At 37.5% G+C, this 26,707-nt stretch carries 32 protein-coding genes; 7 read left to right on the top strand and 25 right to left on the bottom strand.

Annotation, left to right across the window (positions count from 1 at the left end):
* Window positions 1–4: 4 nt before the first annotated feature.
* From L0P31_RS02420 to L0P31_RS02395, 6 genes are all read right to left on the bottom strand, one after another.
* Window positions 5–2,443 (bottom strand): glycyl radical protein, encoded by a 2,439-nt coding sequence (locus tag L0P31_RS02420; protein ID WP_125443316.1) that lies wholly within the window; start codon window positions 2,441–2,443, stop codon window positions 5–7.
* A gap of 160 nt (window positions 2,444–2,603) precedes the next feature.
* Window positions 2,604–3,893, bottom strand: a complete 1,290-nt coding sequence (locus L0P31_RS02415) for a PTS sugar transporter subunit IIC (RefSeq protein ID WP_001096819.1) — start codon at window positions 3,891–3,893, stop codon at window positions 2,604–2,606.
* 16 nt (window positions 3,894–3,909) lie between these two features.
* Window positions 3,910–4,218 (bottom strand): PTS sugar transporter subunit IIB, encoded by a 309-nt coding sequence (locus tag L0P31_RS02410; protein WP_000238723.1) that lies wholly within the window; start codon window positions 4,216–4,218, stop codon window positions 3,910–3,912.
* A gap of 45 nt (window positions 4,219–4,263) precedes the next feature.
* Window positions 4,264–4,584: a PTS lactose/cellobiose transporter subunit IIA gene (locus tag L0P31_RS02405; protein ID WP_000402908.1), complete on the bottom strand. Its 321-nt coding sequence runs from the start codon at window positions 4,582–4,584 to the stop codon at window positions 4,264–4,266.
* Window positions 4,585–4,781: 197 nt separating this feature from the next.
* Window positions 4,782–5,762, bottom strand: a complete 981-nt coding sequence (locus tag L0P31_RS02400) for a sugar-binding transcriptional regulator (RefSeq protein WP_238095581.1) — start codon at window positions 5,760–5,762, stop codon at window positions 4,782–4,784.
* Between the two features lie 12 nt (window positions 5,763–5,774).
* Window positions 5,775–6,521 (bottom strand): DeoR/GlpR family DNA-binding transcription regulator, encoded by a 747-nt coding sequence (locus L0P31_RS02395; protein WP_238095579.1) that lies wholly within the window; start codon window positions 6,519–6,521, stop codon window positions 5,775–5,777.
* Between the two features lie 121 nt (window positions 6,522–6,642).
* Here L0P31_RS02395 and L0P31_RS02390 point away from each other — a divergent pair, with 121 nt between their 5' ends.
* The 7 genes from L0P31_RS02390 (at window position 6,643) to L0P31_RS02360 (ending at window position 15,223) form a co-directional block, all read left to right on the top strand.
* On the top strand, window positions 6,643–7,419 hold the full coding sequence (locus L0P31_RS02390; protein WP_125454370.1) for a glycyl-radical enzyme activating protein: 777 nt from the start codon (window positions 6,643–6,645) through the stop codon (window positions 7,417–7,419).
* Between the two features lie 174 nt (window positions 7,420–7,593).
* Complete coding sequence (locus L0P31_RS02385) at window positions 7,594–9,243, top strand: sensor histidine kinase (RefSeq protein ID WP_238095575.1); 1,650 nt, start codon at window positions 7,594–7,596, stop codon at window positions 9,241–9,243.
* On the top strand, window positions 9,236–10,006 hold the full coding sequence (locus L0P31_RS02380) for a response regulator transcription factor (RefSeq protein WP_218764697.1): 771 nt from the start codon (window positions 9,236–9,238) through the stop codon (window positions 10,004–10,006). Before L0P31_RS02385 ends, L0P31_RS02380 begins: the two co-directional genes overlap by 8 nt.
* 216 nt (window positions 10,007–10,222) lie before the next feature.
* A complete protein-coding gene (locus L0P31_RS02375; protein WP_153198994.1) occupies window positions 10,223–11,263 on the top strand; it encodes an ABC transporter substrate-binding protein in 1,041 nt (346 codons plus the stop codon).
* A gap of 161 nt (window positions 11,264–11,424) precedes the next feature.
* The gene (locus tag L0P31_RS02370) at window positions 11,425–12,471 is read left to right on the top strand and encodes an ABC transporter substrate-binding protein (RefSeq protein ID WP_000731166.1); all 1,047 of its coding nucleotides are present in this window, start codon (window positions 11,425–11,427) and stop codon (window positions 12,469–12,471) included.
* A 12-nt stretch (window positions 12,472–12,483) separates the two neighbouring features.
* Window positions 12,484–13,575: an ABC transporter ATP-binding protein gene (locus L0P31_RS02365; RefSeq protein WP_001289697.1), complete on the top strand. Its 1,092-nt coding sequence runs from the start codon at window positions 12,484–12,486 to the stop codon at window positions 13,573–13,575.
* The gene (locus L0P31_RS02360; protein WP_000440018.1) at window positions 13,565–15,223 is read left to right on the top strand and encodes an ABC transporter permease; all 1,659 of its coding nucleotides are present in this window, start codon (window positions 13,565–13,567) and stop codon (window positions 15,221–15,223) included. The genes L0P31_RS02365 and L0P31_RS02360 overlap by 11 nt, the downstream gene beginning before the upstream one ends.
* A 102-nt stretch (window positions 15,224–15,325) precedes the next feature.
* On the opposite strand, the gene L0P31_RS02355 is transcribed toward L0P31_RS02360, so the two are convergent.
* The 19 genes from L0P31_RS02355 to rplE all read right to left on the bottom strand — a co-directional run bounded on the left by L0P31_RS02355 (window position 15,326) and on the right by rplE (window position 26,706).
* Window positions 15,326–16,018: a histidine phosphatase family protein gene (locus L0P31_RS02355; RefSeq protein ID WP_238095573.1), complete on the bottom strand. Its 693-nt coding sequence runs from the start codon at window positions 16,016–16,018 to the stop codon at window positions 15,326–15,328.
* Between the two features lie 244 nt (window positions 16,019–16,262).
* A complete protein-coding gene (locus tag L0P31_RS02350; RefSeq protein WP_084927967.1) occupies window positions 16,263–17,600 on the bottom strand; it encodes a PFL family protein in 1,338 nt (445 codons plus the stop codon).
* A 9-nt stretch (window positions 17,601–17,609) separates the two neighbouring features.
* A complete protein-coding gene (locus L0P31_RS02345) occupies window positions 17,610–17,876 on the bottom strand; it encodes an ACT domain-containing protein (RefSeq protein ID WP_000644120.1) in 267 nt (88 codons plus the stop codon).
* A gap of 264 nt (window positions 17,877–18,140) precedes the next feature.
* The gene (gene rplQ / locus L0P31_RS02340) at window positions 18,141–18,527 is read right to left on the bottom strand and encodes a 50S ribosomal protein L17 (protein WP_000331493.1); all 387 of its coding nucleotides are present in this window, start codon (window positions 18,525–18,527) and stop codon (window positions 18,141–18,143) included.
* Window positions 18,528–18,538: 11 nt separating this feature from the next.
* Window positions 18,539–19,474 carry a DNA-directed RNA polymerase subunit alpha gene (locus L0P31_RS02335; protein ID WP_000568988.1) on the bottom strand — a complete coding sequence of 312 codons (936 nt, stop codon included), beginning with the start codon at window positions 19,472–19,474 and terminating at the stop codon, window positions 18,539–18,541.
* Window positions 19,475–19,516: 42 nt separating this feature from the next.
* Window positions 19,517–19,900, bottom strand: coding sequence for a 30S ribosomal protein S11 (gene rpsK / locus L0P31_RS02330; RefSeq protein ID WP_001118385.1), 384 nt, complete (start codon window positions 19,898–19,900; stop codon window positions 19,517–19,519).
* A 17-nt stretch (window positions 19,901–19,917) separates the two neighbouring features.
* Window positions 19,918–20,283 carry a 30S ribosomal protein S13 gene (gene rpsM / locus L0P31_RS02325; RefSeq protein ID WP_000090781.1) on the bottom strand — a complete coding sequence of 122 codons (366 nt, stop codon included), beginning with the start codon at window positions 20,281–20,283 and terminating at the stop codon, window positions 19,918–19,920.
* A gap of 17 nt (window positions 20,284–20,300) precedes the next feature.
* Complete coding sequence (gene rpmJ / locus L0P31_RS02320) at window positions 20,301–20,417, bottom strand: 50S ribosomal protein L36 (protein WP_001808836.1); 117 nt, start codon at window positions 20,415–20,417, stop codon at window positions 20,301–20,303.
* Between the two features lie 24 nt (window positions 20,418–20,441).
* Window positions 20,442–20,660 (bottom strand): translation initiation factor IF-1, encoded by a 219-nt coding sequence (gene infA / locus L0P31_RS02315; RefSeq protein WP_001029883.1) that lies wholly within the window; start codon window positions 20,658–20,660, stop codon window positions 20,442–20,444.
* Window positions 20,661–20,776: 116 nt separating this feature from the next.
* Entirely contained in the window at window positions 20,777–21,415 is a 639-nt protein-coding gene (locus tag L0P31_RS02310; RefSeq protein ID WP_001050436.1) for an adenylate kinase, read from the bottom strand.
* Between the two features lie 149 nt (window positions 21,416–21,564).
* Window positions 21,565–22,875: a preprotein translocase subunit SecY gene (gene secY, locus L0P31_RS02305; RefSeq protein ID WP_000465403.1), complete on the bottom strand. Its 1,311-nt coding sequence runs from the start codon at window positions 22,873–22,875 to the stop codon at window positions 21,565–21,567.
* A 12-nt stretch (window positions 22,876–22,887) separates the two neighbouring features.
* Window positions 22,888–23,328: a 50S ribosomal protein L15 gene (gene rplO, locus L0P31_RS02300; protein ID WP_000766087.1), complete on the bottom strand. Its 441-nt coding sequence runs from the start codon at window positions 23,326–23,328 to the stop codon at window positions 22,888–22,890.
* A 144-nt stretch (window positions 23,329–23,472) separates the two neighbouring features.
* Entirely contained in the window at window positions 23,473–23,655 is a 183-nt protein-coding gene (rpmD, locus tag L0P31_RS02295; protein ID WP_000057241.1) for a 50S ribosomal protein L30, read from the bottom strand.
* 13 nt (window positions 23,656–23,668) lie between these two features.
* Complete coding sequence (gene rpsE / locus L0P31_RS02290; protein ID WP_000874202.1) at window positions 23,669–24,163, bottom strand: 30S ribosomal protein S5; 495 nt, start codon at window positions 24,161–24,163, stop codon at window positions 23,669–23,671.
* 17 nt (window positions 24,164–24,180) lie between these two features.
* Window positions 24,181–24,537, bottom strand: a complete 357-nt coding sequence (gene rplR, locus L0P31_RS02285) for a 50S ribosomal protein L18 (protein ID WP_000624044.1) — start codon at window positions 24,535–24,537, stop codon at window positions 24,181–24,183.
* 83 nt (window positions 24,538–24,620) lie between these two features.
* Entirely contained in the window at window positions 24,621–25,157 is a 537-nt protein-coding gene (gene rplF / locus L0P31_RS02280) for a 50S ribosomal protein L6 (RefSeq protein ID WP_000086626.1), read from the bottom strand.
* 191 nt (window positions 25,158–25,348) lie between these two features.
* Window positions 25,349–25,747 carry a 30S ribosomal protein S8 gene (rpsH, locus tag L0P31_RS02275; RefSeq protein ID WP_000245504.1) on the bottom strand — a complete coding sequence of 133 codons (399 nt, stop codon included), beginning with the start codon at window positions 25,745–25,747 and terminating at the stop codon, window positions 25,349–25,351.
* Between the two features lie 213 nt (window positions 25,748–25,960).
* The gene (locus L0P31_RS02270) at window positions 25,961–26,146 is read right to left on the bottom strand and encodes a type Z 30S ribosomal protein S14 (RefSeq protein WP_001085697.1); all 186 of its coding nucleotides are present in this window, start codon (window positions 26,144–26,146) and stop codon (window positions 25,961–25,963) included.
* Window positions 26,147–26,163: 17 nt separating this feature from the next.
* A complete protein-coding gene (rplE, locus tag L0P31_RS02265) occupies window positions 26,164–26,706 on the bottom strand; it encodes a 50S ribosomal protein L5 (protein ID WP_000013542.1) in 543 nt (180 codons plus the stop codon).
* Between the last annotated feature and the right edge of the window lies 1 nt (window position 26,707).

The raw sequence follows: 26,707 nt of genomic DNA, 5'->3' as shown, positions 1-26,707 counted from the left end.
TATTTTACAAAGTATGCTCAGTACGTCCTATAATATCATCTTGGGTTGCCTTAGAAAGAACATTGAAGAATGCAGAGTATCCCGCAACACGAACAATTAAATCTCTGTGTTTTTCAGGATGTTTCTGAGCGTCAATCAACGTCTCTCTGGAAACAACATTGTATTGAATATGGTACCCATGTAAACGATTAAAGAATGTTCGTAACAAAGCAATTAGTTTTAATTTATCTTCTTCTTTGGCTAACGTTTGAGGATTTACTTTCTGATTCAAGAGAACCCCACCTACGATTTCATCTGTTGGTAATTTTGAAACAGATTTTAAAACAGATGTAGGGCCGTGTTGATCCATATTATGTGATGGTGAACAACCCTCTGCTAACGGTGTACCCGCGTTGCGTCCATCTGGAGTTGCTAATGTTCCACGTCCCTGACCTACGTTGGCTGAGATAGAAGATGTTCCTGAATAACGAATTCCGCCAATAGGTCCTCTTCCATAACGTGTATTAGGATATTTAGCAATTTCATCAACATAAATGTCATAAGCAGCAGTAACCAATTTGTCAGCATAATCATCATCATTACCGTACTTAGGTGCATCATGAATCAACATTTCTTGAATGACCTTACCTTCTTCTCCAGCATAATCTGTTTCCAGTGCATGCCAAAGCTGACTTGGGCTTATACGTTCTTCCTCAAATACCAATTTTTTAATTGCAGCTAATGAATCCGACAAATTTGCAATTCCAACTTGCAAACCTGATATATAATCATATACTGCTCCACCTTCTTTAAGGTGTTTTCCACGACCAATACAATCATCAGTCAATGCTGAACATAGAATATCAGGAACTTCTCGTTCCAATGATAAATCAATAGAATTTTCAACAATAACACTCATTCGTGTCAAATATCTTAGTGTTTTATCCCAAGCATTTTCTAATTCAGAAAAGTTCTTCATATCCTTAAAATGACCAAAGCTTGGTGCAAACCGTTTACCCGAAGCCGGATCAATTCCATCATTCATCGTGATAAGTAGAACCTTAGGGAAGTTCATATAACTCATACCTGTGCAACGATATCCCCATTTTCCTGGAACTGCCGTTTCAACACATCCAATGGCACTGTAGTCATAAGCATCATCTTCCATTACTCCTTTTGCAATAAAAGAAGGAATAATAATCTCATCATTATTAAATGCAGGCATACCAAAACCAAGTTTCATCACCTCAATACACTCATTCATGAAACGAGCATCTAAACCTGCATGGTAACGTACAGTTAGATTAGGTTGCGGTAGATGAGTTTGTGCAACTGATTTTAATACCAAATAAGATAATGGGTTAACAGCATCCTTCTTATCTCGAGTCTGTCCACCAATTGTAACATTTTGATATAAAGGACTTCCTGCTGAAGAAAATGTATGTGCTTGACTGCGAACCTTATTAATTGTAATTGTCTTAATCCAAAGATTTGTCAGACGTTCAACAATGCTATCTTCTGTTTCTTTACCACTTTCTAAATCAGCCTTCATATATGGATACATATATTGATCAAAACGGCCGTATGAAAGAGAGTGACCATTAGATTCAATTTGTAAAATACATTGAATAAACCAGACTGATTGAATAGCTTCTGCAAAAGTAGTTGCCGGTTCATATGGGACTCGAGAGCAAATATCTGCAATCTCAAGTAATTCTTTCTTACGTTTAGGATTTGCATTTTCGGCTAAACTTTTAGCAAGAGCAACAAAGCGATTTGCATATACTTTAATAGCATCGATTACGATAAATATAGAGTCATAAAAATGATATTTATCAATACTTGCTGGATCTGTTAAATCTAGAGCTGCTTTCGCTTTACGAGCCCGCTCTTCAAAACCTCTTAAACCAAATTGCAACAGCTTCTGATAGTTAACTGCTAAGTGAGCATCTCCAGAATTCATCTTACCTTCCATACCGAAGAATCCTGTTTCCATATAAACAGACACTTCTTCAGGTAACAAGGCACCAGCTCTAGCACGTAAATTATTATTTTCCCAAAACGGAGCAATACTTCTAAGTTGTTCTTTTGTTTCTTCAGTAATATAGAAAACATCTCCATCACGCTTTTCAAAAAGATCCAACTCATTGAGAACAAATTCTAGCGTATATTCTGGAAAAATAGGAGCATCTTTATTGGAAGAAGCTTGATTTCCCGCAATCATAGATTCTTCTTCGATATAGATAGTCATATTTTCCAAAATTTCTTTCAGCATATAGGCGCGTTTTAGGACATTAGGTTGTTCCTTATATCGATCATAAGCGCGTGTTGCTAGAACCGCTCTCTCAGCATCAATATAAGGTTTTTTATTTAAAACATCTTCTCGATATTTGTTCATCCTTTCAGTAAGGCTACCAAAATATTCTGTCTTGATTGTCGTTCTTGCTACTTCTTTATTTACCATAATAAGCACCTTTCTTTCGAAAATATTTTTGTTTCTTTCGAAAATATAATACCTGGTTTTTTAGAAAATTTCAAGCTTTTAACTAGAAAAACTTTAACTCTCTAATTTTTAGCACAAATGTGTGTGTTTAATGATAATACACAAATGTTTTTTGGAATTATCATGCTTCATTCTGATAAGCTAAACGATCCTGTACTTTAAAGAATGGGAAATAAACTAATGTAGACATCGCTAATATCACTAGCTGAGTAATAACTCCTTGCCATCCACCAACCATAAATCCTGATATAATAGCTGGGGTACTCCAAGGTAATGTAACTCCTGAAAATGGCTGCATGAAACCTGTTGCAATAGCTCCATATACTATAACAGCTGCAAGTACAGGAACAAGAATGAAAGGTACAAACATAACTGGATTCATGACAATCGGAAATCCAAATACAACCGGCTCATTTACGTTAAATATTGCTGGAAAAGCTGCTACTTTCCCTAACGCTTGGTACTGTTTAGATTTTGATGCAAAAAGCATCGCAACTACAAGTCCAAACGTAATCCCTGAACCAGATAGAATTAAAAATGAATCTAAAAATTGTTGAGTAACAATATGTGCACCATTTTCTAATGATAGATTCCCAGAGGCTAACATAGCTTTATTAGCATCAAGATTAGATAAAAGCAGAGCTGTCACTACTCCATTTACTACCGATTGTCCATGAACACCAAACCACCACAAAAATGATATAAAGAATGCAATTCCAATTGCACCATACAAAGATCCAGTTAAACCTTGCAATGGAACTTGAATAGCAGAATAAATCATTTCTATGAATGTTCCGCCATTAGTCAATGAGCTCGCTAAAATATATACAATCATAGAAAGTAAGAAAATTACAAATGCTGGAATCATTGCTTCAAACTGTTTGGCAATAGCTTGTGGAACTTGTTCTGGCATCTTAATAACAATTTTTCTCTTTATAAAGAAGGTATAAATACTTCCTACTACCAAACCTATAATGATAGCACCGATAATTCCTTGACCTCCAAACCAAACTTTACTAATAGCATCCCCAATTGCCTCACCTTGTTTAGGGATATAAGATGATCTTAGCAAAATAAAGAATGCAGATACAGATAGAACCCCAGCTGGCAAAGCCTCTACTCCGCTATTCTTAGCATAAGAATAGGCAATTGAAAAACAAGAAATTAGACCCATAATCGCAAAAGTTCCTGAATATACTTGCATAAACGGCTCTGTCCAATTTGCTCCAAATACACTAGCAATGCTCTTGTTTAATCCTTCAAATGGCAATTGTCCCATAATCAAGAATAAACTACCAACTACTGTCAATGGCAAAATTGCTAACATACCATCTTTTAGAGCTATAATACCACGCATATTCACAAACTTCATCATAGGTGCAATGATTTTTTGAACATCCATCTTTGCCATAATAAATCTCCTTTTCTTACCCACTAATCAAAGATAGGGCCAAATCTAATACTTTTTTCCCATCTAACATACCATAGTCCATCATCGGAATAACAGCTATCGGAACATCACACTTATCACAAATTTCTTTTGATTTATCTAATGTATAAGCAACTTGAGGCCCCAATAGTGCAACATCTAGATTTGGGGCATAATCCGCTAATTTAGACTGAGAAAATGCCTCTATTTCTGCCTCAACTCCACTAGATTGCGCTGCAATTTTCATATTATTTACAAGCATACCAGTAGAAAATCCTGCTGCACAAAACAAACCAATCTTCACCATTATATTTTCCTCCTCTATGTTAATAACAATGATAATACTCTAGTATTATTTTTTATGAAGTTCTTTTCTCAAACTAATAATTTCTTTGATTAAATTAATCTCCGTCATACTAGTCATGAGATGATCTTGTGAATGAACAAAGAGAGCTGTAATTTCTGTCTTTGTACCAGATGCTTCTTGTGCCAAGAATTTTGTTTGTAGATTATGGGCTTCTAATAAGGCTGCATCAGCTAACTGGATTTCTTCTTCACATCGTTCACATGTACCGTTTTTTATGTAATCTAATGCTTTATAAATATGTTGTTTCGCATCGCCAGCATATAAAATTAAACCCATGATAATTTGATCTGGAACAATAATTTCCATAAATTCCTCCTCATTTCACTATGTAAAAAGCTTTTTTCATTTGAAATTTTAAAATTTTCTTTTGTAACTATAGAATACAACTACATAATAAACTTGTCAATCTAAAAAACAACAAATAAACTATTTTTATTTATATAGGCACAAATGTGCAATTAATTAAAAAGAAAAAACGATAAACTGATATCAGTCTATCATTTTCACTCGCATAAAATATCTCGAAAAGAAAAATCACCATCTTCTTCTAAAACTTTTAAAATTGTATTTTTATCTGTAATCAGATGGTTTACTAGATTAGCACGCAAGACAGAAAGAATCGCAGATACTTTCGTATCACCGTAAGCAACAGCTAAACTTTGAGGAATATTTTTTAAATCTTCCAAAGAGATTGCTATCGTTCTTTCCTGTAAGTTCTCATAGACTTCTTTACCTTTTGAATCAAAGAATCGACAACAAATTTCCCCTACAGTTTTAACTTTTGTCAATTCTTTAAAGTCATCCTCTGTAAGCATGTCTAACCATTGATGTTTTCCTTTATTACTAAAATCACCAATCCCAACCACAACTATATCTAAATCTTTCCAACTATTTTTCAAATCTTCAAAATATCTTGATTGCAAAATACCATCTGCTAACAATTTATTTTCTTGCACAATTGTTGCATTCATAAATGTACACTCTCCATGAAATTTTCTAGACATTTCATAAATCAGTGTATTCACATGGTATTTAGCGTGTATGTGACTAGGACCACCTGCTAGAGGATAGAAGTGAACATTTCGGACACTTTTGCTGTGGATTAAATCTACTAAATTACTTAAACTTTTCCCCCAAGAAAAGCCAATTTTCATATTATCATCAATTAAATTCCTAAGGACACCTGCTGCAACTTGAGAAATTCTTTCAGATAAAATTGTTGGATTATCATCAAATTCATTTGGAATAATTTCTAAACTTTCCAGACCATATTTTTCTTTTACATAATTTTCCAACTTAAACATATTGGTATCAAAATTCTCTATTTCAATTTTAACAATTCCCGCATTCCTTGCTTCTGTTAACATTCTACTAATAGAGGTTCTATAAATTCCTAATTTTGCTGCTATTTGTGACTGATTTAAGTTTTCAATATAATACAGATAAGCAATTTTAGAGAGCAGTTTATTCCTATCTTGATTCATACACTCAACCTCTTACGAAACTACCTTAACCATTATCCCAGCATTTTCTAATGTAGCTATATTTTGTTTAGAAAGTTTTTCGTCTGTTATTACTTCATATACTTGACTTAAAGCAAATCTTCTTACTGTACCCCTTTTATCAAATTTACTTGAGTCAGTTAGCACAATGACTTTATCCGACGCTGCTGAAATATATTGAACTACCTCACTGCGCATTAAATCTTTTCCTGTAAAGCCCATCTCTTTATCGTAACCATCTGTCCCAACAAAAGCTTGACGTACATGAAAAGTCTGTATCATTTCTTTTAATAACGGTCCTACAGTAACCTGTGAATCTTTCTGAAACTCTCCACCAAGAACAATAACACGACATGAATCATAAGCTCTCACAAAATTTGCTATAAAAAATGAATTTGTTACAATAGTGACATTTCTTTTTTGCTTGCAAATTTCCTCAGCAAGTAAAGCACAGGTTGACCCAGATTCTATCATTATTGTTTCATTATCTGATACCAATTTTACTGCTTCTTGAACAATTTTTCTCTTAATTTCATAATTAATTGACAAGCGTACATTTAAGTCATCTCCACTATTTAACACAGCATATCCATGCTCTCTATGTAATAAACCTTTTGACTCTAATTTATCTAAATCTTTTCTAATCGTTACTTTCGATACATTTAATTTTTCCGATAATGTATTAACGTCAATCTTTTCATATTCTGATACTAGTTTAATAATTTGTTCCAATCTTTTCATTTTACACCTCCGTTTTATTCTACCAAAATAAAAAGCAAAAAACAACAAATTAAACTTTCGTTCGTAATTGTTTTTCTTTCGTTTTTGTGATAGGATAGACTTATGAAGAGGAGGAACTCTTATGGAAATATCTAAAGGAATTATTTTTAATATTCAACACTTTTCAATTCATGACGGCCCGGGTATTCGTACAACTGTTTTTTTAAAAGGATGTCCTCTGCGCTGTCCATGGTGTTCTAATCCTGAATCTCAAAGAATGAAACCTGAAAAAATGAAAGATGCTCAACGAGAGAAATTCACCTTAGTCGGTGAAGAAAAGACTGTAGAAGAAATCATTACAGAGGTATTAAAAGACAAAGAATTTTACGAAGAATCCGGTGGAGGTTTAACTTTATCAGGAGGTGAAATATTTGCTCAGTTTGAATTTGCTAAAGCCATCTTAAAGTCAGCTAAAGAACATCACATACACACTGCCATTGAAACTACTGCCTTTGTTGATCATGAAAAATTTATTGATTTAATCCAATATGTGGATTTTATCTACACAGACCTAAAACATTATAATTCTATAAAACATAAAAAAGTGACTGGGGTTTTTAATCAAATGATTATTAAAAACATTCATTATGCTTTTTCTCAAAATAAAACTATCGTTTTAAGAATCCCAGTTATTCCTGATTTTAACAATAGTTTAGAGGATGCAGAAGAATTCGCTACTCTATTTAACTCATTAAATATCGACCAAGTTCAACTACTCCCTTTTCATCAATTTGGTGAAAACAAATATCGTTTATTAAATCGAAAATATGAAATGGATGGAGTCAACGCACTTCATCCTGAAGATCTTATTGATTATCAAAAGGTATTTCTGAACCATCATATTAATTGCTATTTCTAGTTTATCTCCTTGAAATGCTCTAGCTATTTGCAGATAACAAACATCTATAATACATACTTAACTTTTCAAAAGGTTTAGCTAAAAAATTTTAGCCAAACCTTTTCTATTTTACCTTGCTCTAGAATTTTTAAACTGCTATACTTATAATAGAAAACCCTTCCAAGGAGGTAGCGGATGTCTCATTCCTTTAAAAAATCTCTCCAAAAAGAAATTCTCCATAGAAGCTCTATCGCAGCCTTTGTGACCTCACTCTTACTACTCATTTTACTTTTTGGTTTTTCCTATTTTTTACAAAAGCAACAACTCTCCAAAGATACGAGACAGATTGTCAAACAGGTTCAAGAGATGAAAGAAGCCAATAATGAGCTCCTGACTACTATGAACCATAAAATGATTCCAGGATTTTTGGATGGCAAACACACAGAGCGAGAAGTCTTTAGCTTATTTTACGAGACAAAAGCTAAATTAAAACTTAGTTCTGACCTCATTATCCTAAGCGATACAGGTGAATTGCTATTCAGTACCAATCGAAATCATCAAGAAAGTATTTTATCTCCCTACTATCTAAAACTGCTCATTCAAAATCCTTCTCAAGAAAAAGTTACAGAAAAAATTGCACTCTCTTCAGACAAGCAACACTACACACTCTTTATCAAACCACTACTTCAAAACCAACGAGTTAAGGCCTATACTATTGCTTTCGTAAATGAGAATGATTTCATCTCAAGTTTCCCAATGATCAATTCCAAATACATCATTACCGATAGCTTTGGAAATATGTTTTCTAACAATACAAATCAGTTCACTCGCTCCACTCTTGAAAAATTTGATGAAAAACTCCTACACTCTCGCACCCACTGGTATGCGAATGAACCGCTTATTGTTCAAAAAGAAAAAGTCGGTGCTATTTTTTCAATCTATACTTTTCAATCCTTCTTTCCCATTCCTAGCTTACTCGGCCTAGCCTCCGTCCTCACCTTATGTATATTCTTCCTCTACTTCTGGCAAGCAAGGCGAATTGCTCATAAAATTGCCACACACAATGCTGTTCCTATTGAAAGTTTGGTTTACCAACTTCAAGAAATTCCTAAACAAGCAGAAAAAAGGCTTTCTCTACAAACAGGTGATGAGTTTGAGTTTATGGCAGAAAAAATAAACAATATGTTGTACGAATTAGATCAACTTCATCAGAAAATGTTGACCATAGAAAAAGAAAAGTGGATTTTTGAAAGAAAAATGCTAGAAGCTCAGTTCAATCCTCATTTTCTCTACAATACACTTGAGACGATTAAAATCACTTCTTTAATGGATGCCGCTCTTACACAAGACCTAATTCAAAATCTCACGCGCATTCTTCGCTACAGTATCACCGATTTAGAAAAAGAAACAACCATTTGTCAGGATTTAAAGATTATAGAGGATTACCTTACAATCCATAAGATTCGTTTTGAGCACTTTTCTTATGATATTGTCTGTCCAGAAACTGTCGACAATCAGCCTATCCCTAAGCTTTTCTTGCTTCCACTAGTAGAAAATGCTATAAAATATGGGATGCAATACCGTATTGATCTTCATATAGATATCCACATTACCTTGGAAGTAGATTCTCTGACTTTTTTGGTCAAGGATAATGCTGGAGGGCTCACAAAACAAGAGAGACTCGCTATTTTAGACTCTTTAGAAAGCCCACATACCCAGCATGGTATCGTTAACAGCTACAAACGATTGAGCAATTTCTTTCCTGATGTTCAGCTAGATTTAGGAGTCAATCGTCAAGGAGAAACTTGGGTCAAATTTGTAACGAAAGGACTAACTCATGTTTAAGCTCATTATCGTAGAAGATGAACACCTCATTCGAAAATGGCTAGAGATTGCCGTAGACTACTCTGCCTTAGGCATCCAAGTTGTAGGAACTGCCAGTCACGGTCAAGAGGGAATGAAACTCATCCAAGAAAAAGAACCTCATATTGTCTTAACAGACATCACAATGCCAATTATGGATGCTTTTATGATGTTCGAAGCCACTCGTACCCTTTCTTATGAAAAAGTTATCTTATCTGGTTATAACGATTTTCAAAATGCAAAAAAAGCCATGCAATATGGGGCAGTTGATTTCTTATCCAAACCAATTGACACAAAGGAATTGACAGAATGTCTTCAAAACATTGTTTTGCGATTACAAGTTAGCACCTATCAAGAAACTCCTTTTTTAGAAGAATATCAAACTTTACTCTCTTCTATCCAACAAGTTGATACACAAAATCAAATCATTCAGCAAATTATTTCCTTTGTCCACAACCACTATGCAGAACATTTTACTATTAGTAAGCTAGCAGAATCGCTGGGATATAGTGAAAGTTATCTATATAAGGTTATCAAAGAAGACTTCCCCATGACACTAAACGAATATATCTTACGCTACCGCCTGAAACAAGCTATAGATAAAATGGCCGAGTCCCCCAATGCCCCCTTAAGCGATATCTCTGACCAAGTTGGATTTTCAGACTATAAATACTTTGCCAAAGTCTTTAAAAAGTATCTCCATATTTCTCCAAAAGAATTAAAACTTATGGATAAAAATCATTGATGTAAAAGGATTGCTCAACTCTATTGTAGCAATCTTTTTATTTTATACCTACCATCAAAATCCTATTCACAGTTCACGCATCCTTACTCTAGGAGCTTAATTCCTATTTTCTATTTTAGGTTTCTTTAAGGTTTTTATTATATTCTATAGGACTCTACAAATTATAAACATTATAAAAGTTGTGGAGTAAAAATGTTCGTAAAAAAGGAGACTCTTATGAAAAAACTACTATTCTTTCTCTCTTGTGGTTGGATATTACTTACTTTATCAGGATGTTCTTCAGCTATAGGAGCGGAAACTAACACTGAAACAGATTCGAATAACACTTTGGTTATTTACTCACCTAACCCCGAAGACCTTATCGAAGAAACAATCCCAGCCTTCGAAGAAAAATATGGTATTAAGGTTGATTTAGTACAAGCCAGCACTGGTGAATTGTTCAAAAAAGCTGAGGCCGAAAAAGAATCCCCAGTAGCTGATGTCATTTTCGGAGGCTCCTATGCCCTCTTCTCTTCTAACGAAAAACTTTTTGAACCTTATATTTCTCAAGAAAACGACCAGATAATCCCTGAATATCAAAATAAAACAGGATTCTACACACCTTATACACTGGATGTCAGTGTTATCATTGCCAATTCAGCTCTTACAAAAGATATTAAAATCGAAGGCTACAATGATCTACTCAATCCTAAATTAAAAGGAAAAATCGCTACTGCTGATCCAAGTAATGCTTCTAGTGCCTTTGCTCAATTAACAAACATGCTTGTCGACCAAGGTGGATACGAAAATGAACAAGCTTGGACCTATGTGAAAAATCTATTTACCCTAGTAGATGGAAAGATTGCATCTAGCTCTTCAAATGTTTACAAAGCTGTCGCCGATGGAGAAATGGCTGTGGGACTCACCTATGAAGATCCTGCCTTAAAACTCTTAAACGACGGAGTTGATGTAAAAGTTATTTATCCAAAAGAAGGTACCGTCTTTTTACCTGGTAACGCTGCTATCGTCAAAAACGCCAAACACATGGACAATGCTAAGAAATTTATCGATTTCCTCCTTTCTCAAGAAATCCAAGATAAGCTAGGAACTGAAACAACAATCAGACCTATTCGTAAAAATGCTAAAACCAATAGAAATATGAAGGCTATGACAGAAATCAATGTTGCTACTGAAGATTCAGATTATGTCATCAAGAACAAATCCACTATTCTTAAAAAGTACAATGATATTTTTACAGATATCCAATCTAAAAAATAAAATTTGACTTTTCAATTATTAATTGTCGAACCCTACTATAAAATCAAAAGATTACTTCCGTTTTTGTAGAGAATTTTACTCTAATAGAATAGAATTATCGGTTTTAAAAACGCTTACATTGTTTTAAAATAAACTTAAATAACACAACGGAGGTATCCATCATGAAAAAGAAATGGATGTATTATGCTGCTTGCGGACTAGCCCTTTTTGGTCTTGCTGCTTGTTCTTCTAATGAATCTGCCGATGGCGGTTCATCTGATAAAGGAGACGGCGGTTCGCTAGTCGTTTATTCACCAAACTCAGAGGGCTTAATCGGAGCAACTATTCCTGCCTTTGAAGAAAAATATGGTATCAAAGTAGAACTGATTCAAGCTGGTACTGGAGAACTTTTCAAAAAACTAGAGTCAGAAAAAGAAGCTCCTGTAGCCGATGTCATCTTTGGTGGTTCTTATACGCAATATGCTACCCACGGAGAACTCTTTGAAAACTATACTTCAAAAGAAAATGATAATGTTATCAAAGAATATCAAAACACAACTGGCTACTCTACACCTTATACACTAGATGGTAGTGTTTTAATCGTCAATCCTGATTTAACAAAAGGCATGAACATCGAAGGATATAGCGACCTTCTCAAACCTGAACTAAAAGGAAAAATCGCAACTGCTGACCCAGCAAACTCTTCTAGCGCCTTTGCTCAATTAACAAATATGCTACAAGCTCAAGGTGGTTACAAAGACGATAAAGCTTGGTCTTATGTAAAAGATCTCTTCACACTTATTGATGGTAAAATCGGTTCAAGCTCATCTGGTGTCTATAAAGCAGTCGCTGACGGAGAAATGGCTGTTGGTCTCTCTTATGAAGATCCAGCAGTTAAACTCTTAAATGACGGAGCTAATATCAAGGTAGTCTATCCAAAAGAAGGAACCGTCTTCCTACCTGCTAGTGCTGCTATCGTTAAAAAAGCGAAAAATATGGAAAATGCCAAGAAATTTATCGATTTTATTATCTCTCAAGAAGTACAAGATACACTTGGTACAACCACTACTAACCGTCCTGTTCGTAAAAATGCCAAAACAAGCGAAAACATGAAACCAATTGACAAAATCAAAACACTCACTGAAGATTATGATTATGTCATCAAGAATAAATCAGATATTGTTAAGAAATACAACGAAGTCTTTACAGATATCCAATCTAAACAGTAAAAGAGGTTCACTATGAGTGAGATCAAAATTATTAACGCCAAAAAAATCTACCACGATGTCCCTGTTATTGAGAATTTGAACATTACAATTCCAAAAGGAAGTCTCTTTACCCTTCTTGGGCCTTCAGGTTGTGGGAAAACGACTCTTCTTCGTATGATTGCAGGTTTCAACAGTATCGAAGGCGGAGAATTTTACTTCGATGATACAAAAATCAATAATATGGAACCCAGCAAACGCAATATAGGGATGGTTTTTCAAAACTACGCTATTTTCCCACATTTGACTGTTCGAGATAATGTTGCTTTTGGTCTCAAGCAAAAGAAAGTCCCTAAAGAAGAATTGGTCCAACAGACCAATAAGTATCTTGAACTCATGCAAATTGCTCAATATGCGGATCGAAAGCCCGATAAACTTAGTGGTGGACAACAACAACGTGTCGCCTTGGCACGCGCCTTAGCTGTTAATCCAAGTGTTCTCCTCATGGACGAGCCCCTTAGTAATCTAGATGCCAAACTTCGCTTGGATATGCGTCAAGCCATTCGAGAAATCCAACACGAAGTGGGAATTACAACTGTTTATGTGACCCACGACCAAGAAGAAGCTATGGCTATTTCAGACCAAATTGCTGTTATGAAAGATGGGGTGATTCAACAAATCGGCCGACCAAAAGAACTCTATCATAAACCAGCTAATGAGTTTGTAGCAACCTTTATCGGACGCACAAATATTATCCCTGCCAATCTCGAAAAACGGAGCGACGGCGCTTATATCGTCTTTTCAGATGGCTATGCCCTTCGAATGCCAGCCCTTGATCAGGCTGAAGCACAAGCTATTCATGTAAGTATTCGTCCTGAAGAATTCATTAAAGATGAATCTGGAGATATTGAAGGAATTATTAGCGATAGCGTCTATCTTGGACTGAATACTGAATACTTCATCGAAACAGGATTTGCCTCAAAAATTCAAGTTAGCGAAGAATCAACTTTTGAAGAAGATCTACAAAAAGGCGATCGTATTCGTCTACGAATCAATACTCAAAAATTAAACGTCTTTTCTGCAGATGGTTCCCAAAACCTGATAAAAGGAGTCAACCATGGAACGTAAAAAACTAAATATTTGGACAGCCTCCTCTTTCTTCATCTTTCTTACCTATCTTGTCTTTCTCGTTTATCCTATCGTTACCGTGCTCAAGCAAGCACTCATACATGAAGGACAATTCTCACTAGCTAATTTTGTCACTTTCTTTAGTAAAGCCTACTACTCTGAGACACTTGTCAACAGTTTCAAGGTTTCCATTACCGCTACTGTCACTTCCTTAGTTGTAGGAACCCTATTAGCTTATCTTTTTTCCATGTATGACTTCAAGGGAAAGAAATTTCTACAAATATTGATTATCATTGCTTCCATGTCAGCTCCTTTCGTGGGAGCCTACTCCTGGATTCTCTTGCTGGGACGAAATGGGGTCATCACAAAATTCATGACAAATACTCTTCATCTTCCAGCTATTGATATTTATGGATTCAAAGGAATTGTACTTGTCTTTACACTGCAACTATTCCCACTGGTATTTCTATACGTTGCTGGGACAATGAAAAGTATTGACAATTCTCTACTTGAAGCTGCTGAAAGCATGGGGTCCTTCGGATTTAAGCGTATCGTAACGGTTGTTTTACCTCTCCTAGTTCCAACCTTACTAGCTGCTGCCCTGCTTGTGTTTATGAGAGCATTCTCAGATTTTGGAACGCCTATGTTGATTGGTGAAGGATATCGGACTTTCCCCGTCTTGATTTATACCCAATTCATTAGCGAGGTTGGAGGAAATTCTGCTTTTGCATCTGCTTTAGCAATTATGGCGATTATCATTGCCTTGGCAATCTTCCTTATCCAAAAATACATCTCAAACCGCTACAGTTTCAGCATGAATTCGCTCCATCCAATTGAGCCTAAAAAAACTACAAAAGGAAAAATGGCTGCCATTTATGCAACAGTCTACGGAATTATCTTGTTCTCTGTTCTACCTCAAGTCTACTTGATTTATACTTCTTTCCTAAAAACATCAGGTATGGTATTTGTCAAAGGTTATTCTCTAAACAGTTACAAGGTAGCTTTCAATCGTATGGGATCTGCTATTTTCAATACTATTCGTATCCCTTTGATTGCCTTAGTTCTAGTTGTCCTATTCGCAACATTTATCTCCTACCTAGCCGTTAGAAAACGGAATTTGTTTACAAACTTAATTGACAGCCTCAGTATGGTCCCTTATATTGTACCCGGAACTGTTCTAGGGATTGCCTTCATTTCTTCCTTCAATACCGGTCTATTTGGAAGTGGATTTCTTATGATTACAGGGACAGCTTTCATCTTAATTATGTCCCTATCTGTCAGAAGATTACCGTATACTATTCGCTCATCTGTTGCTAGCTTGCAACAAATAGCCCCAAGTATTGAAGAAGCTGCTGAAAGCTTAGGAAGTAGCCGTCTCAATACCTTTGCCAAGATTACAACTCCAATGATGCTATCTGGTATTATTTCTGGAGCCATCCTATCTTGGGTCACAATGATTTCAGAACTCTCTACTTCTATCCTCCTCTACAATGTCAAAACAAGAACAATGACTGTAGCCATTTATACAGAGGTTCTCAGAGGGAATTACGGTGTAGCCGCAGCCTTGTCAACTATCCTGACTGTTCTAACAGTAGGTTCCTTGCTCTTGTTTATGAAAATCTCTAAAAGCAACAGCATTACACTTTAGTTTCCCCCATCAAAAACAGCCGATAAGATTACCCTCGGCTGTTTTTTCTTATCTTGATATTCTTATCAAATCCCTAGTTCATAACCAGCAAGTCTAGACTGATTAAATAGAGGCTTCTTCCATCTTCTCACGTCCTAGTTCTCGGTAACTACGGTCGCCGACAACTTCTACGCTAAACTGGCCGTCCTCATATTCAAGGATCGTCACGCTACCATTATCTAGACCATGCGGATGCATGCCATTAATCAAATAAACAATGGTTCCAATGGTCATTCCGTGGCTGACGACAAGGGCATTGCCCCCACCTTGTTCTTCCATTTCTTTGGCAATCGCTTCAAAACCTTCCTTGATTCGGCCACTGAGTTTTTCCCAGCCTTCAGCCCAACCAGCTGTATCGACCTCTACCAAACCCTCAGCCAGTTCAGCATAAGACAATCGGTGAACGTGGTCCACATTAAAGATACGAGGAATAATGCCCATGAAAAGATCGCCATCGTAGGCCCCGTCAAAGCTACCAAAACACCATTCTCTGATACGCTTGTCCATGCGATAAGGGATTTTCCCCTGCAAACCAAGTTCATCAAGGATGATTCCCATGGTCTGAATGGTGCGACCAGAATCACTGGAATAAGCGCGCTCAAACTGCAAACCAGATTCTCTCAAACCGATTCCTAATTCTTGAATCCCTCGTTCACCTTCAGCTGTTAAGGGAGTATCGCTCCAACCTTGCGCGCGACCAATCGTGTTAAACATGGTCTTGCCATGACGTACCAAATACAATCGTACTTTTACCATTTTCCGTCCTCCATTTGTTTCTATTATATCATGGATGATAAAACAAAAGCCACCCTTACAGGCGACTTTTGCAGGAGATTATTATGAAAAAGTTTAGGAGTTCTATTAAATAAAGATATTAGATGAAAATCAAATTCAAACTAAATCAGTGTTATCTGTTTCAAATAATATTAGGAGGTCTTTATTTAATGATTATAGTATACACAGCAAACCTTAAATAGAACTTAAAATTTCTCCTATTTTCTTAATTTTTAAAACTATGAATTGGTGCTGGAATTTGTCCTCCACGAGAGATGAAATCAACAGACGAAGCCCCATTGACCTTCATAACAGGCGCAGTTCCTAATAGGCCTCCAAACTCAATCATATCGCCTTCTTTTCCTTTGGGAATGATACGTACAGCTGTTGTTTTCATGTTAATGACACCAATTGCAGCCTCATCCGCAATCATAGCCGCAATGGTTTCAGCAGGCGTATCTTCTGGAATGGCAATCATATCCAAACCAACAGAACAGATAGCCGTCATGGCCTCTAGTTTTTCTAAATTAAGAGAGCCATTTTGCACTGCTGCAATCATCCCCTCATCCTCAGAAACAGGGATAAAAGCACCAGACAAACCACCTACTTGGTTGCAGGCCATCACTCCGCCCTTCTTAACTTGGTCATTCAAGAGAGCCAAGGCAGCCGTCGTTCCATGCGTGCCAACTGTTTCTAGACCCATTTCCTCAAGAACACGTGCCACAGAGTCTCCAACCGCAGGGGTTGGCGCCAAACTCAAGTCCACAATACCAAACTCCACACCCAGTCTCTCACTAGCCATTTGACCAACCAATTGACCGATACGAGTGATTTTAAAGGCAGTCTTCTTGACCGTTTCGGCTACTACATCAAAACTCTCTCCACGAACTTTTTCCAAGGCACGCTTGACCACACCAGGACCAGAAACTCCGACATTGATGATAACATCTGCCTCCCCAACACCATGGAAGGCACCCGCCATAAATGGATTGTCCTCAACAGCATTAGCGAATACAACCAACTTAGCTGCCCCCATATCAGATAGAGTTGCCGTTTCCTTGATAACTCGTCCCATATCTGCGACAGCCGTCATATTGATACCAGACTTGGTTGAGCCTATATTGACTGACGAGCAGACCTTATCCGTTTCAGCCAAAGCACGAGGAATAGAATTGATAAGAATCTCATCTCCCTTTTGATAACCCTTTTGTACCAAGGCTGAAAAACCACCAATAAAGTCCACACCAATCTCTTTCGCAGCCTTATCAAGTGCTTTTGCCAGAACCACATAGTCTGTCGCATCTGTCGCCGCCCCAATCAGAGAAATAGGAGTCACCGATACACGCTTATTAACGATTGGAATCCCCAACTCAGCCGCAATTTCATCGCCAACAGCCACTAAATTAGCTGCCTTGGTCCTAATCTTTTGATAAATTTTCTCCGCAGCACGATTGATATCCGGATCGATACAGTCCAATAGGGAAATCCCCATGGTAATAGTTCTGATATCGAAGTTTTGCTCCTCAATCATGGAGATGGTTTCAGTAACTTGTCTAATATCCATGATAACCTCCTAGATATTATACATAGCTTCGAAAATCGCTGCACTCTGAATGTTGATTTTCACATTCAAAATTTGCCCAAAAGCTTCAAATTCATTACGAAGACGTGTAAAATCTTGCTTTTCATCACTAGAGACGACAGCCATCATCGTGAAATATTCATCCAAGACAGTTTGAGAGATATCATCAATATTCAAACCCAATTCTGCTATTTTACCAGAAACACCTGCAACAATTCCAGATTTATCTTTACCAACAACAGTTATAATCGCTTTCATAAGCAAACTCCAATTCTTCTTTTAATAGGAAACCTGAACATTAAACAGGATTCTTTTCAAATAGTATAGCATAATTCTAACTAAAATACTCAAAAACGCCTGCTTACGAAGTTGTTCTTAAGAAAAAAACAATTTCGTAAACAAGCGTCTACTATCCCAACTTATGATGAGTGTTCCCGCTAGGACCGAAATCCTAGCGGTAGACCAGAGCTAGACTAAGAGCACAAGACTCCATCATCATAACACTCAACAAAATTGATGATTTTATACTAATTCGATGATCGCCATTGGCGCTGCATCACCACGACGTGGTTCAGTTTTAAGGATACGAGTGTATCCACCGTTACGTTCAGCATAACGAGGTGCAATTTCTGAGAACAATTTTTGAAGTGCTGTAGTAGAAGTGTACTTATCAGTTGCTTCATCATAGTTTTCAGATGCGATTTCATTACGTACGAAAGCAGCTGCTTGACGACGTGCATGCAAATCACCACGTTTACCTAGAGTAATCATTTTTTCAACAGTTTTACGGATTTCTTTAGCACGAGCTTCAGTTGTCACGATTGATTCGTTGATCAAAAGGTCAGTTGTCAAATCGCGAAGCATTGCTTTACGTTGTGAGCTAGTGCGTCCTAGTTTACGGTAAGCCATTTATTCCTCCTTTATTTATCTTTTAATCCAAGACCCAAATCAATGAGTTTGAGTTTCACTTCTTCCAAACTCTTGCGTCCAAGATTTCGTACTTTCATCATCTCTGCTTCAGATTTTTCTGTCAAATCATGCACAGTATTGATACCGGCACGTTTCAAACAGTTGTATGAACGCACAGACAAGTCCAGTTCCTCAATCGTACGATCCAAAATACGGTCGTCAGATTCAGTATCAGCTTCTTTCATCACTTCAGTTGACTTAGCAATCTCAGTAAGATTTGTAAACAAATCAAGATGTTCTGTCAAAATACGTGCTGAAAGCCCTAAAGCATCTTCTGGAATAATTGTTCCATTTGTCAAGATTTCAAGGGTTAATTTGTCAAATCCATCATTGCTACCTACACGAGCAGGTTCCACTTGATAGTTGACTTTTGTAACTGGTGTATAAATAGAATCTACAGCAAGTGTTCCAACTGGTGCATTATCTTTTTTATTTTCATCAGCAGGTACATATCCACGACCACTGTTAACAGTCATAGTCGCTTTTAGGGAAGAACCTTCACCGATTGTAAAGAGATAATGATCTGGATTTACAATTTCAATATCGCTATCTGTCAAAATGTCACCAGCTGTTACCTCAGCAGGACCTTCAACATCCAGTTCGATGATTTTTTCGTCTTCAACGTACGATTTCACTGCAATTCCTTTAATGTTCAGAATGATTTGCATCACGTCTTCACGAACACCTGGAACTGTGTCAAACTCATGTAACACACCATCAATATTGATAGATGTCACAGCTGCTCCTGGTAGAGAAGCTAGAAGTACACGACGAAGAGAGTTACCAAGAGTTGTACCGTAGCCACGTTCAAGTGGTTCGATTACAAACTTGCCATAATCTTTATTTTCATCAATTTTTGTTATATTTGGTTTTTCAAACTCGATCATTTAGTTACTCCCTCTTAAACGAAAAGCAGTGTAATGCGATGATTATACACGGCGACGTTTTGGAGGACGAGCACCATTGTGTGGCACTGGAGTCACATCACGAATTGCTGTTACTTCAAGACCAGCGGCAGCAAGCGCACGAATAGCTGACTCACGACCAGAACCTGGACCTTTTACAGTAACTTCAACTGATTTAAGACCGTGTTCTTGTGCAGATTTAGCAGCAGCTTCAGAAGCCATTTGAGCAGCGAATGGTGTAGATTTACGAGAACCTTTGAAACCAAGAGCACCAGCTGATGACCAAGCAATTGCATTACCATGCACATCAGTAATCATAACAATAGTGTTATTAAATGTAGCGTGAATATGAGCAATACCAGATTCGATATTCTTTTTCACACGACGTTTACGTGTTGGTTTAGCCAAGACTTTTACCTCCTATATTATTTTTTCTTACCAGCAATCGCAACAGCTTTACCTTTACGAGTGCGAGCGTTGTTTTTAGTGTTTTGTCCACGGACAGGAAGTCCACGACGGTGACGGATACCACGGTATGAACCGATTTCCATCAAACGTTTGATGTTCAAGTTTACTTCACGACGAAGGTCACCTTCAACTTTGATTGCATCCACTTCACGACGGATAGCATCTTCTTGATCTGATGTAAGATCACGTACACGAACATCTTCTGAGATTCCAGCAGCAGCCAAAATTTTCTTAGATGTTGCAAGTCCGATACCATAAACATAAGTCAATGAGATTACTACGCGTTTGTCATTTGGAATGTCAACTCCAGCAATACGAGCCATGTTTTCTCCTTTCTATCTTATCCTTGACGTTGTTTGTGTTTTGGATTTGCTGGGCAAATTACCATAACACGACCATTACGACGAATAACTTTACAGTATTCGCAAATTGGTTTGACCGATGGTCTTACTTTCATTTCTTATCCCTCCAAGTTTTTCGATTATTTAAAGCGGTAAGTGATACGTCCACGTGTCAAGTCATATGGACTCATTTCGACAGTAACACGATCTCCCGCTAAAATACGAATATAGTTTTTACGAATTTTACCAGAAACTGTTGCTAAAATCTGATGTCCATTTTCAAGTTCAACCGTAAACATTGCATTCGGCATTGTATCAACTACTTTGCCTTCAACTTCAATCACATCGTCTTTTGCCACGCAAAAGCACCTCCATAAATTTCGATTCGATGCCTCTAGACACAGAGACAACAATTATAAGTCAGACTATCTCAGTATAACATTTGTAGCGGATTTTTGCAAGTGTGAAAAACGCTTTATTTCAAATTTGTCAATACTTTTTCGATATCTGAGAAGACATCATTGATATCTTGATTACCTTCGATGTCATGAACCAAACCTTTGGCACGGTAGTGAGCAATGATTGGTTCCCCTTGAGCAATATTCACATCCAAACGACGTTTGACTGTCTCAGGCTTATCATCTTCACGTTGGTAGTAATCTTCTTCTTTATAGTCAACTGGTGGGTTAAAGACCTTGTGGAAAGTTTCTCCAGTTACGCGGTGGATGATACGACCACTCAAACGTTCCAAGAGGCTATCTGGATTCACTTCTATGTTGATAACACCTTCTAGTTCGATGCCAAGTTCAGCCAATGTTTTGTCCAAGGCATGAGCTTGTTCGATTGTACGTGGGTAACCATCCAACAAGAATCCTGTTTCTTTAATATCATCTTGTGAAAGACGTTCTTTTACGATTCCATTTGTAACTTCGTCAGGAACCAATTCACCCTTGTCAATGTATGACTTAGCAAGAACACCCATTTCAGTTTGATTTGCCATTGCAGCGCGGAACATATCACCTGTTGAGATATGTGCAACATGGAATTGTTCTACGATTTTTGCTGCTTGAGTTCCCTTACCTGCACCAGGTAAGCCCATAATCAAAAGATTCATGATTTGATCTCCTTATTTTATTTTTAAATAGAAGCAAAAAGTCTTTTCACCCCTATTTAAAAACAAAATAGAAGAGGGGAGACCAAACTCTCACAAATGTTAGAGTTAAACCTCCACTCCCTCAGTAATTACTGATTCAGTAATTACTTTTATTCTGTTCTGTCCATGAAACCAACATACTTACGTTTCAATAGGTAGCCTTCCAATTGTTTGATTCCTTCAATACCTGTAGAGATAATGATCAAAAGACTGGTTCCTCCAAAAGCAACTGCTTCTGAAAGTCCGAAAACATCTTTTGCTACGATCGGTAAAATAGAAATCACACCAAGGAAGAGAGAACCAACAGTTGCAAGACGACGAAGAAGTTTAGACATATATTCTTCTGTACCTTTACCAGGACGAACTCCGTGGATATAGGCACCGCTCTTTTGTAGATTCTCTGCCGCTTTTTCAGGATTAATCTGTACAAACGTATAGAAGAATGTAAAGAGAATAATCAATAAAGCATACATAGCAATACCAGTTGGTGAAGTTGTTGCCAGCATTTCTTGTGCTGTTCTTACCCAAGCCCAATCATGACCTGTAGCACTCAAAAACTGAAGAATAGCCGCAGGCGCTGCAGTAATCGAACTTGCAAAGATAACAGGGATAACTCCAGCAGGGTTTACCTTCAAAGGAAGGTAAGAGCTAGATGGAGCACCTTGTGCAACCTTAGTATATTGGATTGGAATTTTGTATTCTGCTTGTTGAACATAAGTTGTAAAATAAATGATCAACAATACAGTAATAATCAAAATGATTACGAAAATGATGGATGAGTTGATACGGCTACTTGGGACGTTCACAAAGTAGTCCACATAGATGCCCTGAATCATCTCTGGAATTGAGGCAACAATCCCGGCAAAGATAATCATAGAAACACCATTTCCGTATCCCTTATCTGTAATTTGCTCTCCCAACCAAGTCACAATCATACTACCAGCTGTTAAGATGATACCAATCATGATAAAGACTTGTGGAGTAAGAGCTGTTTTCAACAATTGAGCTCCAGCCAAAGTATTAAAACCAGCTGTAATCCCGATCGATTGCACAAAGGCTAGAACAAGAGCAATATAACGAGTAGCTTGATTTAATTTTCTTCGACCTACTTCCCCTTGTTTACCCCACTCTACAAATTTGGGTAAAATATCCATTTGCAAGAGTTGGACAACGATAGAGGCCGTAATGTAGGGGCTAACACCAAGAGCAAAAACTGAGAAGTTTTTCATGGCATTCCCTGACACCAAGCTCAACATGTTTAAGAAGGATAATCCACTTAAAGCATTCAAGCTATTGGCATTCACACCAGGAACTGTAATGCTAGTTCCGATACGAAAGACCAAAACGATAAAAATTGTGAATAAAATTTTTGATCGAACCTGCTTGACTTTAAGAGCTTCTCTTAATAATTTAAAAAACATAGGTCACCTCTCTTAGATGACTTCTACTGAACCACCTTTAGCAGTGATAGCTTCTTCAGCTGATTTAGAGAATTTAGCTGCTTTCACAGTCAATTTCTTAGTCAACTCACCGTTACCAAGAATTTTAATACCTGATTTTTCAGCTTTAACAATTCCTGCTTCGATAAGAACAACTGGAGTAACTTCAGCACCATCTTCAAAGACGTTCAATTGGTCAAGGTTCACAATTGCGTATTCTTTAGCGTTGATGTTAGTGAATCCACGTTTTGGAAGACGACGGAACAATGGAGTTTGTCCACCTTCAAAACCAAGGCGAACTCCGCCACCGCTACGAGCTTTTTGACCTTTTTGACCACGACCAGATGTTTTACCGTTACCTGATGAAGTACCACGACCAACGCGGTTACGTACTTTACGAGAACCTTCTGCAGGTTTCAATTCATGAAGTTTCATTTTTATTTTCTCCTCTTTTGTAAAATGCTAGCGCCGATAAGGGAGAAAAGGTTGTCTCCCCCATCAACTCGCCTATACGACGTCATCATAGATGACTATATCTAGTTTTAGGGGATGGTATAGTGCACATCCCCTAAAAATTCATTAGTTTACTTCTTCAACTGTTACCAAGTGAGATACTGCAGTGATCATACCACGGATAGCAGCGTTATCTTCTTTAATAACAGAGCTGTTCAATTTGCCAAGTCCAAGTGCTACAACAGTTTTACGTTGTGATGGAATGCGTCCGATTGGAGACTTAGTCAAAGTAATTTTAATTTGAGCCATTTTATCCCCTTTCTTATGCCAAATCAGAAACTGAAATACCACGAAGGGCAGCAACTTCTTCAGCGCGTTTCAATTGTTTCAAACCTTCAACAGTTGCACGAACAATGTTGATTGGAGTGTTAGAACCAAGTGATTTAGATGTAATATCTGCCACACCTGCCAATTCCACAACGGCACGAACTGCACCACCAGCGGCAACTCCAGAACCTTCTACAGCAGGTTTCAACAATACTTTAGCTCCACCGAATTCTGAAAGAACTTCGTGTGGGATTGTTGTTCCAACCATAGGAACTTCGATCAAGTTTTTCTTAGCATCATCTACTGCTTTACGGATTGCTTCTGGAACTTCTTGAGCTTTACCAGTACCAAATCCTACGCGACCGTTGTGGTCACCAACAACAACAAGAGCTGCGAAACGAAGACGACGTCCACCTTTAACAACTTTTGTAACACGGTTGACAGCAACTACGCGTTCTTCTAATTCAACTGCATTGTCTTTAAATGCCATTTTCTAGTGTCCTCCTATTAGAATTTCAATCCGTTTTCACGAGCTGCATCAGCCAAAGCTTTCACACGTCCGTGATATAGATATCCACCGCGGTCGAACACCACTTCTGAAATACCTTTAGCGTTTGCACGTTCTGCAACGAGTTTACCGACAGCAACGGCTTGTTCAGTTTTAGTTCCTTTTGAAACTTCTTTGTCAAGAGTTGAAGCACTTGCGAGCGTTACACCCGCTACGTCATCAATCACTTGAGCGTAGATGCCTGTATTAGAACGGAATACGTTCAAACGTGGGCGATCAGCAGTTCCAGAGAGTTTTCCGCGAACGCGACGGTGGCGTTTTTGGCGGAGTTTGTTTTTATCTGGTTTTGAAATCACAGTTTTCACCTCTTTAGTTTTAAATCGTGTGCTATGCACAAAGTTGGAAAATAGGTTGGTGGTTGAGACTCAACCACTCAACATTATTTACCTGTTTTACCTTCTTTACGGCGAACGAATTCACCAACGTAACGGATACCTTTACCTTTATATGGTTCTGGTGAACGAAGGCTACGTACGTAAGCAGCTGTTTGACCAACTACTTCTTTTGAAATTCCGCTAACAACGATTGTTGTTGGGTTTGGAAGTTCAAAAGTAATTCCTTCTGGAGCTTCAACTTCGTCTGGATGAGATTTACCAACAGCCAAAACAAGTTTAGATCCTTGAAGTTGTGCACGGTAACCAACCCCGCGCATTTCAAGTTCTTTCTTGAATCCTTCTGATACACCAACAACCATGTTGTTCAAAAGGGCACGAGTAGTTCCGTGGATAGTTTTCATTTCTTTTGAATCATTTGGACGGTGAAGAGTTACTTCAGTACCTTCCACACGGATTTCAATATCTTTTGAGAACTCACGAGTAAGTTCTCCTTTAGGTCCTTTTACAGTTACAACGTTGTCATTGTTAGTGATTTCTACACCAGCAGGCAACACGATAACTTTATTACCAATACGTGACATGTTTATTTTCTCCTGTTAAATTGTCAGGCCAGAACGGCCAGTTTTCACGGGGTTCAGATACTTATTTAGTTCAAGAGCTGAACTGAACACGCTCTAAGAACTGTGCAAAATAGATAAGTTGGCTTGTTTGTAAACAAACTTCTCCAACTTTCTAATTTTGCTTTGTTCTTTACGAGCTTTGTATCTTGATTTTACCAAACGTAAGCGATAACTTCTCCACCAACATTCTTTTGGCGTGCTTCTTTATCAGTAAGCAAACCTTCAGAAGTTGAAAGGATAGCAATTCCAAGTCCGTTAAGAACTTTTGGAAGGTCTTCACGTTTTTTGTAGACACGAAGTCCTGGTTTAGAAACACGTTTCAAGTTAGTGATAACTTTTTCACCGTTTGGTCCGTATTTAAGGAATACACGGATGATGCCTTGTTTGTCATCTTCGATGATTTCAACGTTTTTTACAAAACCTTCGCGTTTAAGGATTTCAGCAATCCCTTTTTTGATGTTTGATGCAGGTACTTCAAGTACTTCGTGTTTAGCTTGGTTAGCATTACGAATACGAGTTAGGAAGTCTGCGATTGGGTCAGTCATAACCATTTTGTTTTTCTCCTCTTACTAGTAGTTTGCAAGTTGCACTTGCTAGTTAATGATTGAGCTAGGCTCAGATAGTATTGATACATTCAAATGAGAAAACTCTTATTTGAACACGAGCTACAACCTGTGCAAAAAAGATAAATTTGTTTTGGAGCATCGCTCCTACACCAAATTTCCTATTTTTGCTGTGGTTGTTACGCTCTTCGTATCATGATATTACCAAGATGCTTTGGTAACGCCTGGGATTTGTCCTTTGTAAGCTAATTCACGGAAGCAAACACGGCAAAGTTTAAATTTGCGGTAAACTGAATGTGGACGACCACATTTTTCACAACGAGTATAAGCTTGAGTAGAGAACTTCGCTGGACGTTTGTTCTTAGCAATCATTGATTTTTTAGCCATTAGATTTACCTCCTATATTATTTTGCAAAAGGCATTCCAAGGCCTGTAAGCAATGCACGTGACTCTTCGTCAGTGTTAGCAGTTGTTACGATAACGATGTCAAGACCACGAGTTTTGTCAACGTCATCGAAGTTGATTTCTGGGAAAATCAATTGTTCTTTCACACCAAGTGTGTAGTTTCCGCGTCCATCAAATGATTTTGTTGGAACACCGTGGAAGTCACGTACACGTGGAAGTGAAACTGAAACCAATTTATCCAAGAATTCGTACATACGTTCACCACGAAGGGTAACTTTTGCACCGATCGCAACACCTTCACGAAGACGGAAGCCGGCGATTGATTTTTTAGCTTTAGTGATAAGTGGTTTTTGACCTGAGATAAGTGCCAATTCTTCAGCAGCTTTTTCAAGGCTTTTAGCGTTTGATACAGCTTCACCAACACCCATGTTCAAAACGATCTTATCTACTTTAGGCACAGCCATCACTGATGAGTAGTTGAATTGTTCTGTCAAAGCAGGAACTACTTCATTAAGATATTTTTCTTTTAAACGATTTGCCATT

Origin of the sequence: Streptococcus mitis, assembly GCF_022137125.1 — a bacterium.
GTDB lineage: Bacteria > Bacillota > Bacilli > Lactobacillales > Streptococcaceae > Streptococcus > Streptococcus mitis_CE.
The sequence above is the reverse complement of the archived record's forward strand: the minus strand, read 5'-3'. Positions and strand labels throughout refer to the sequence as shown.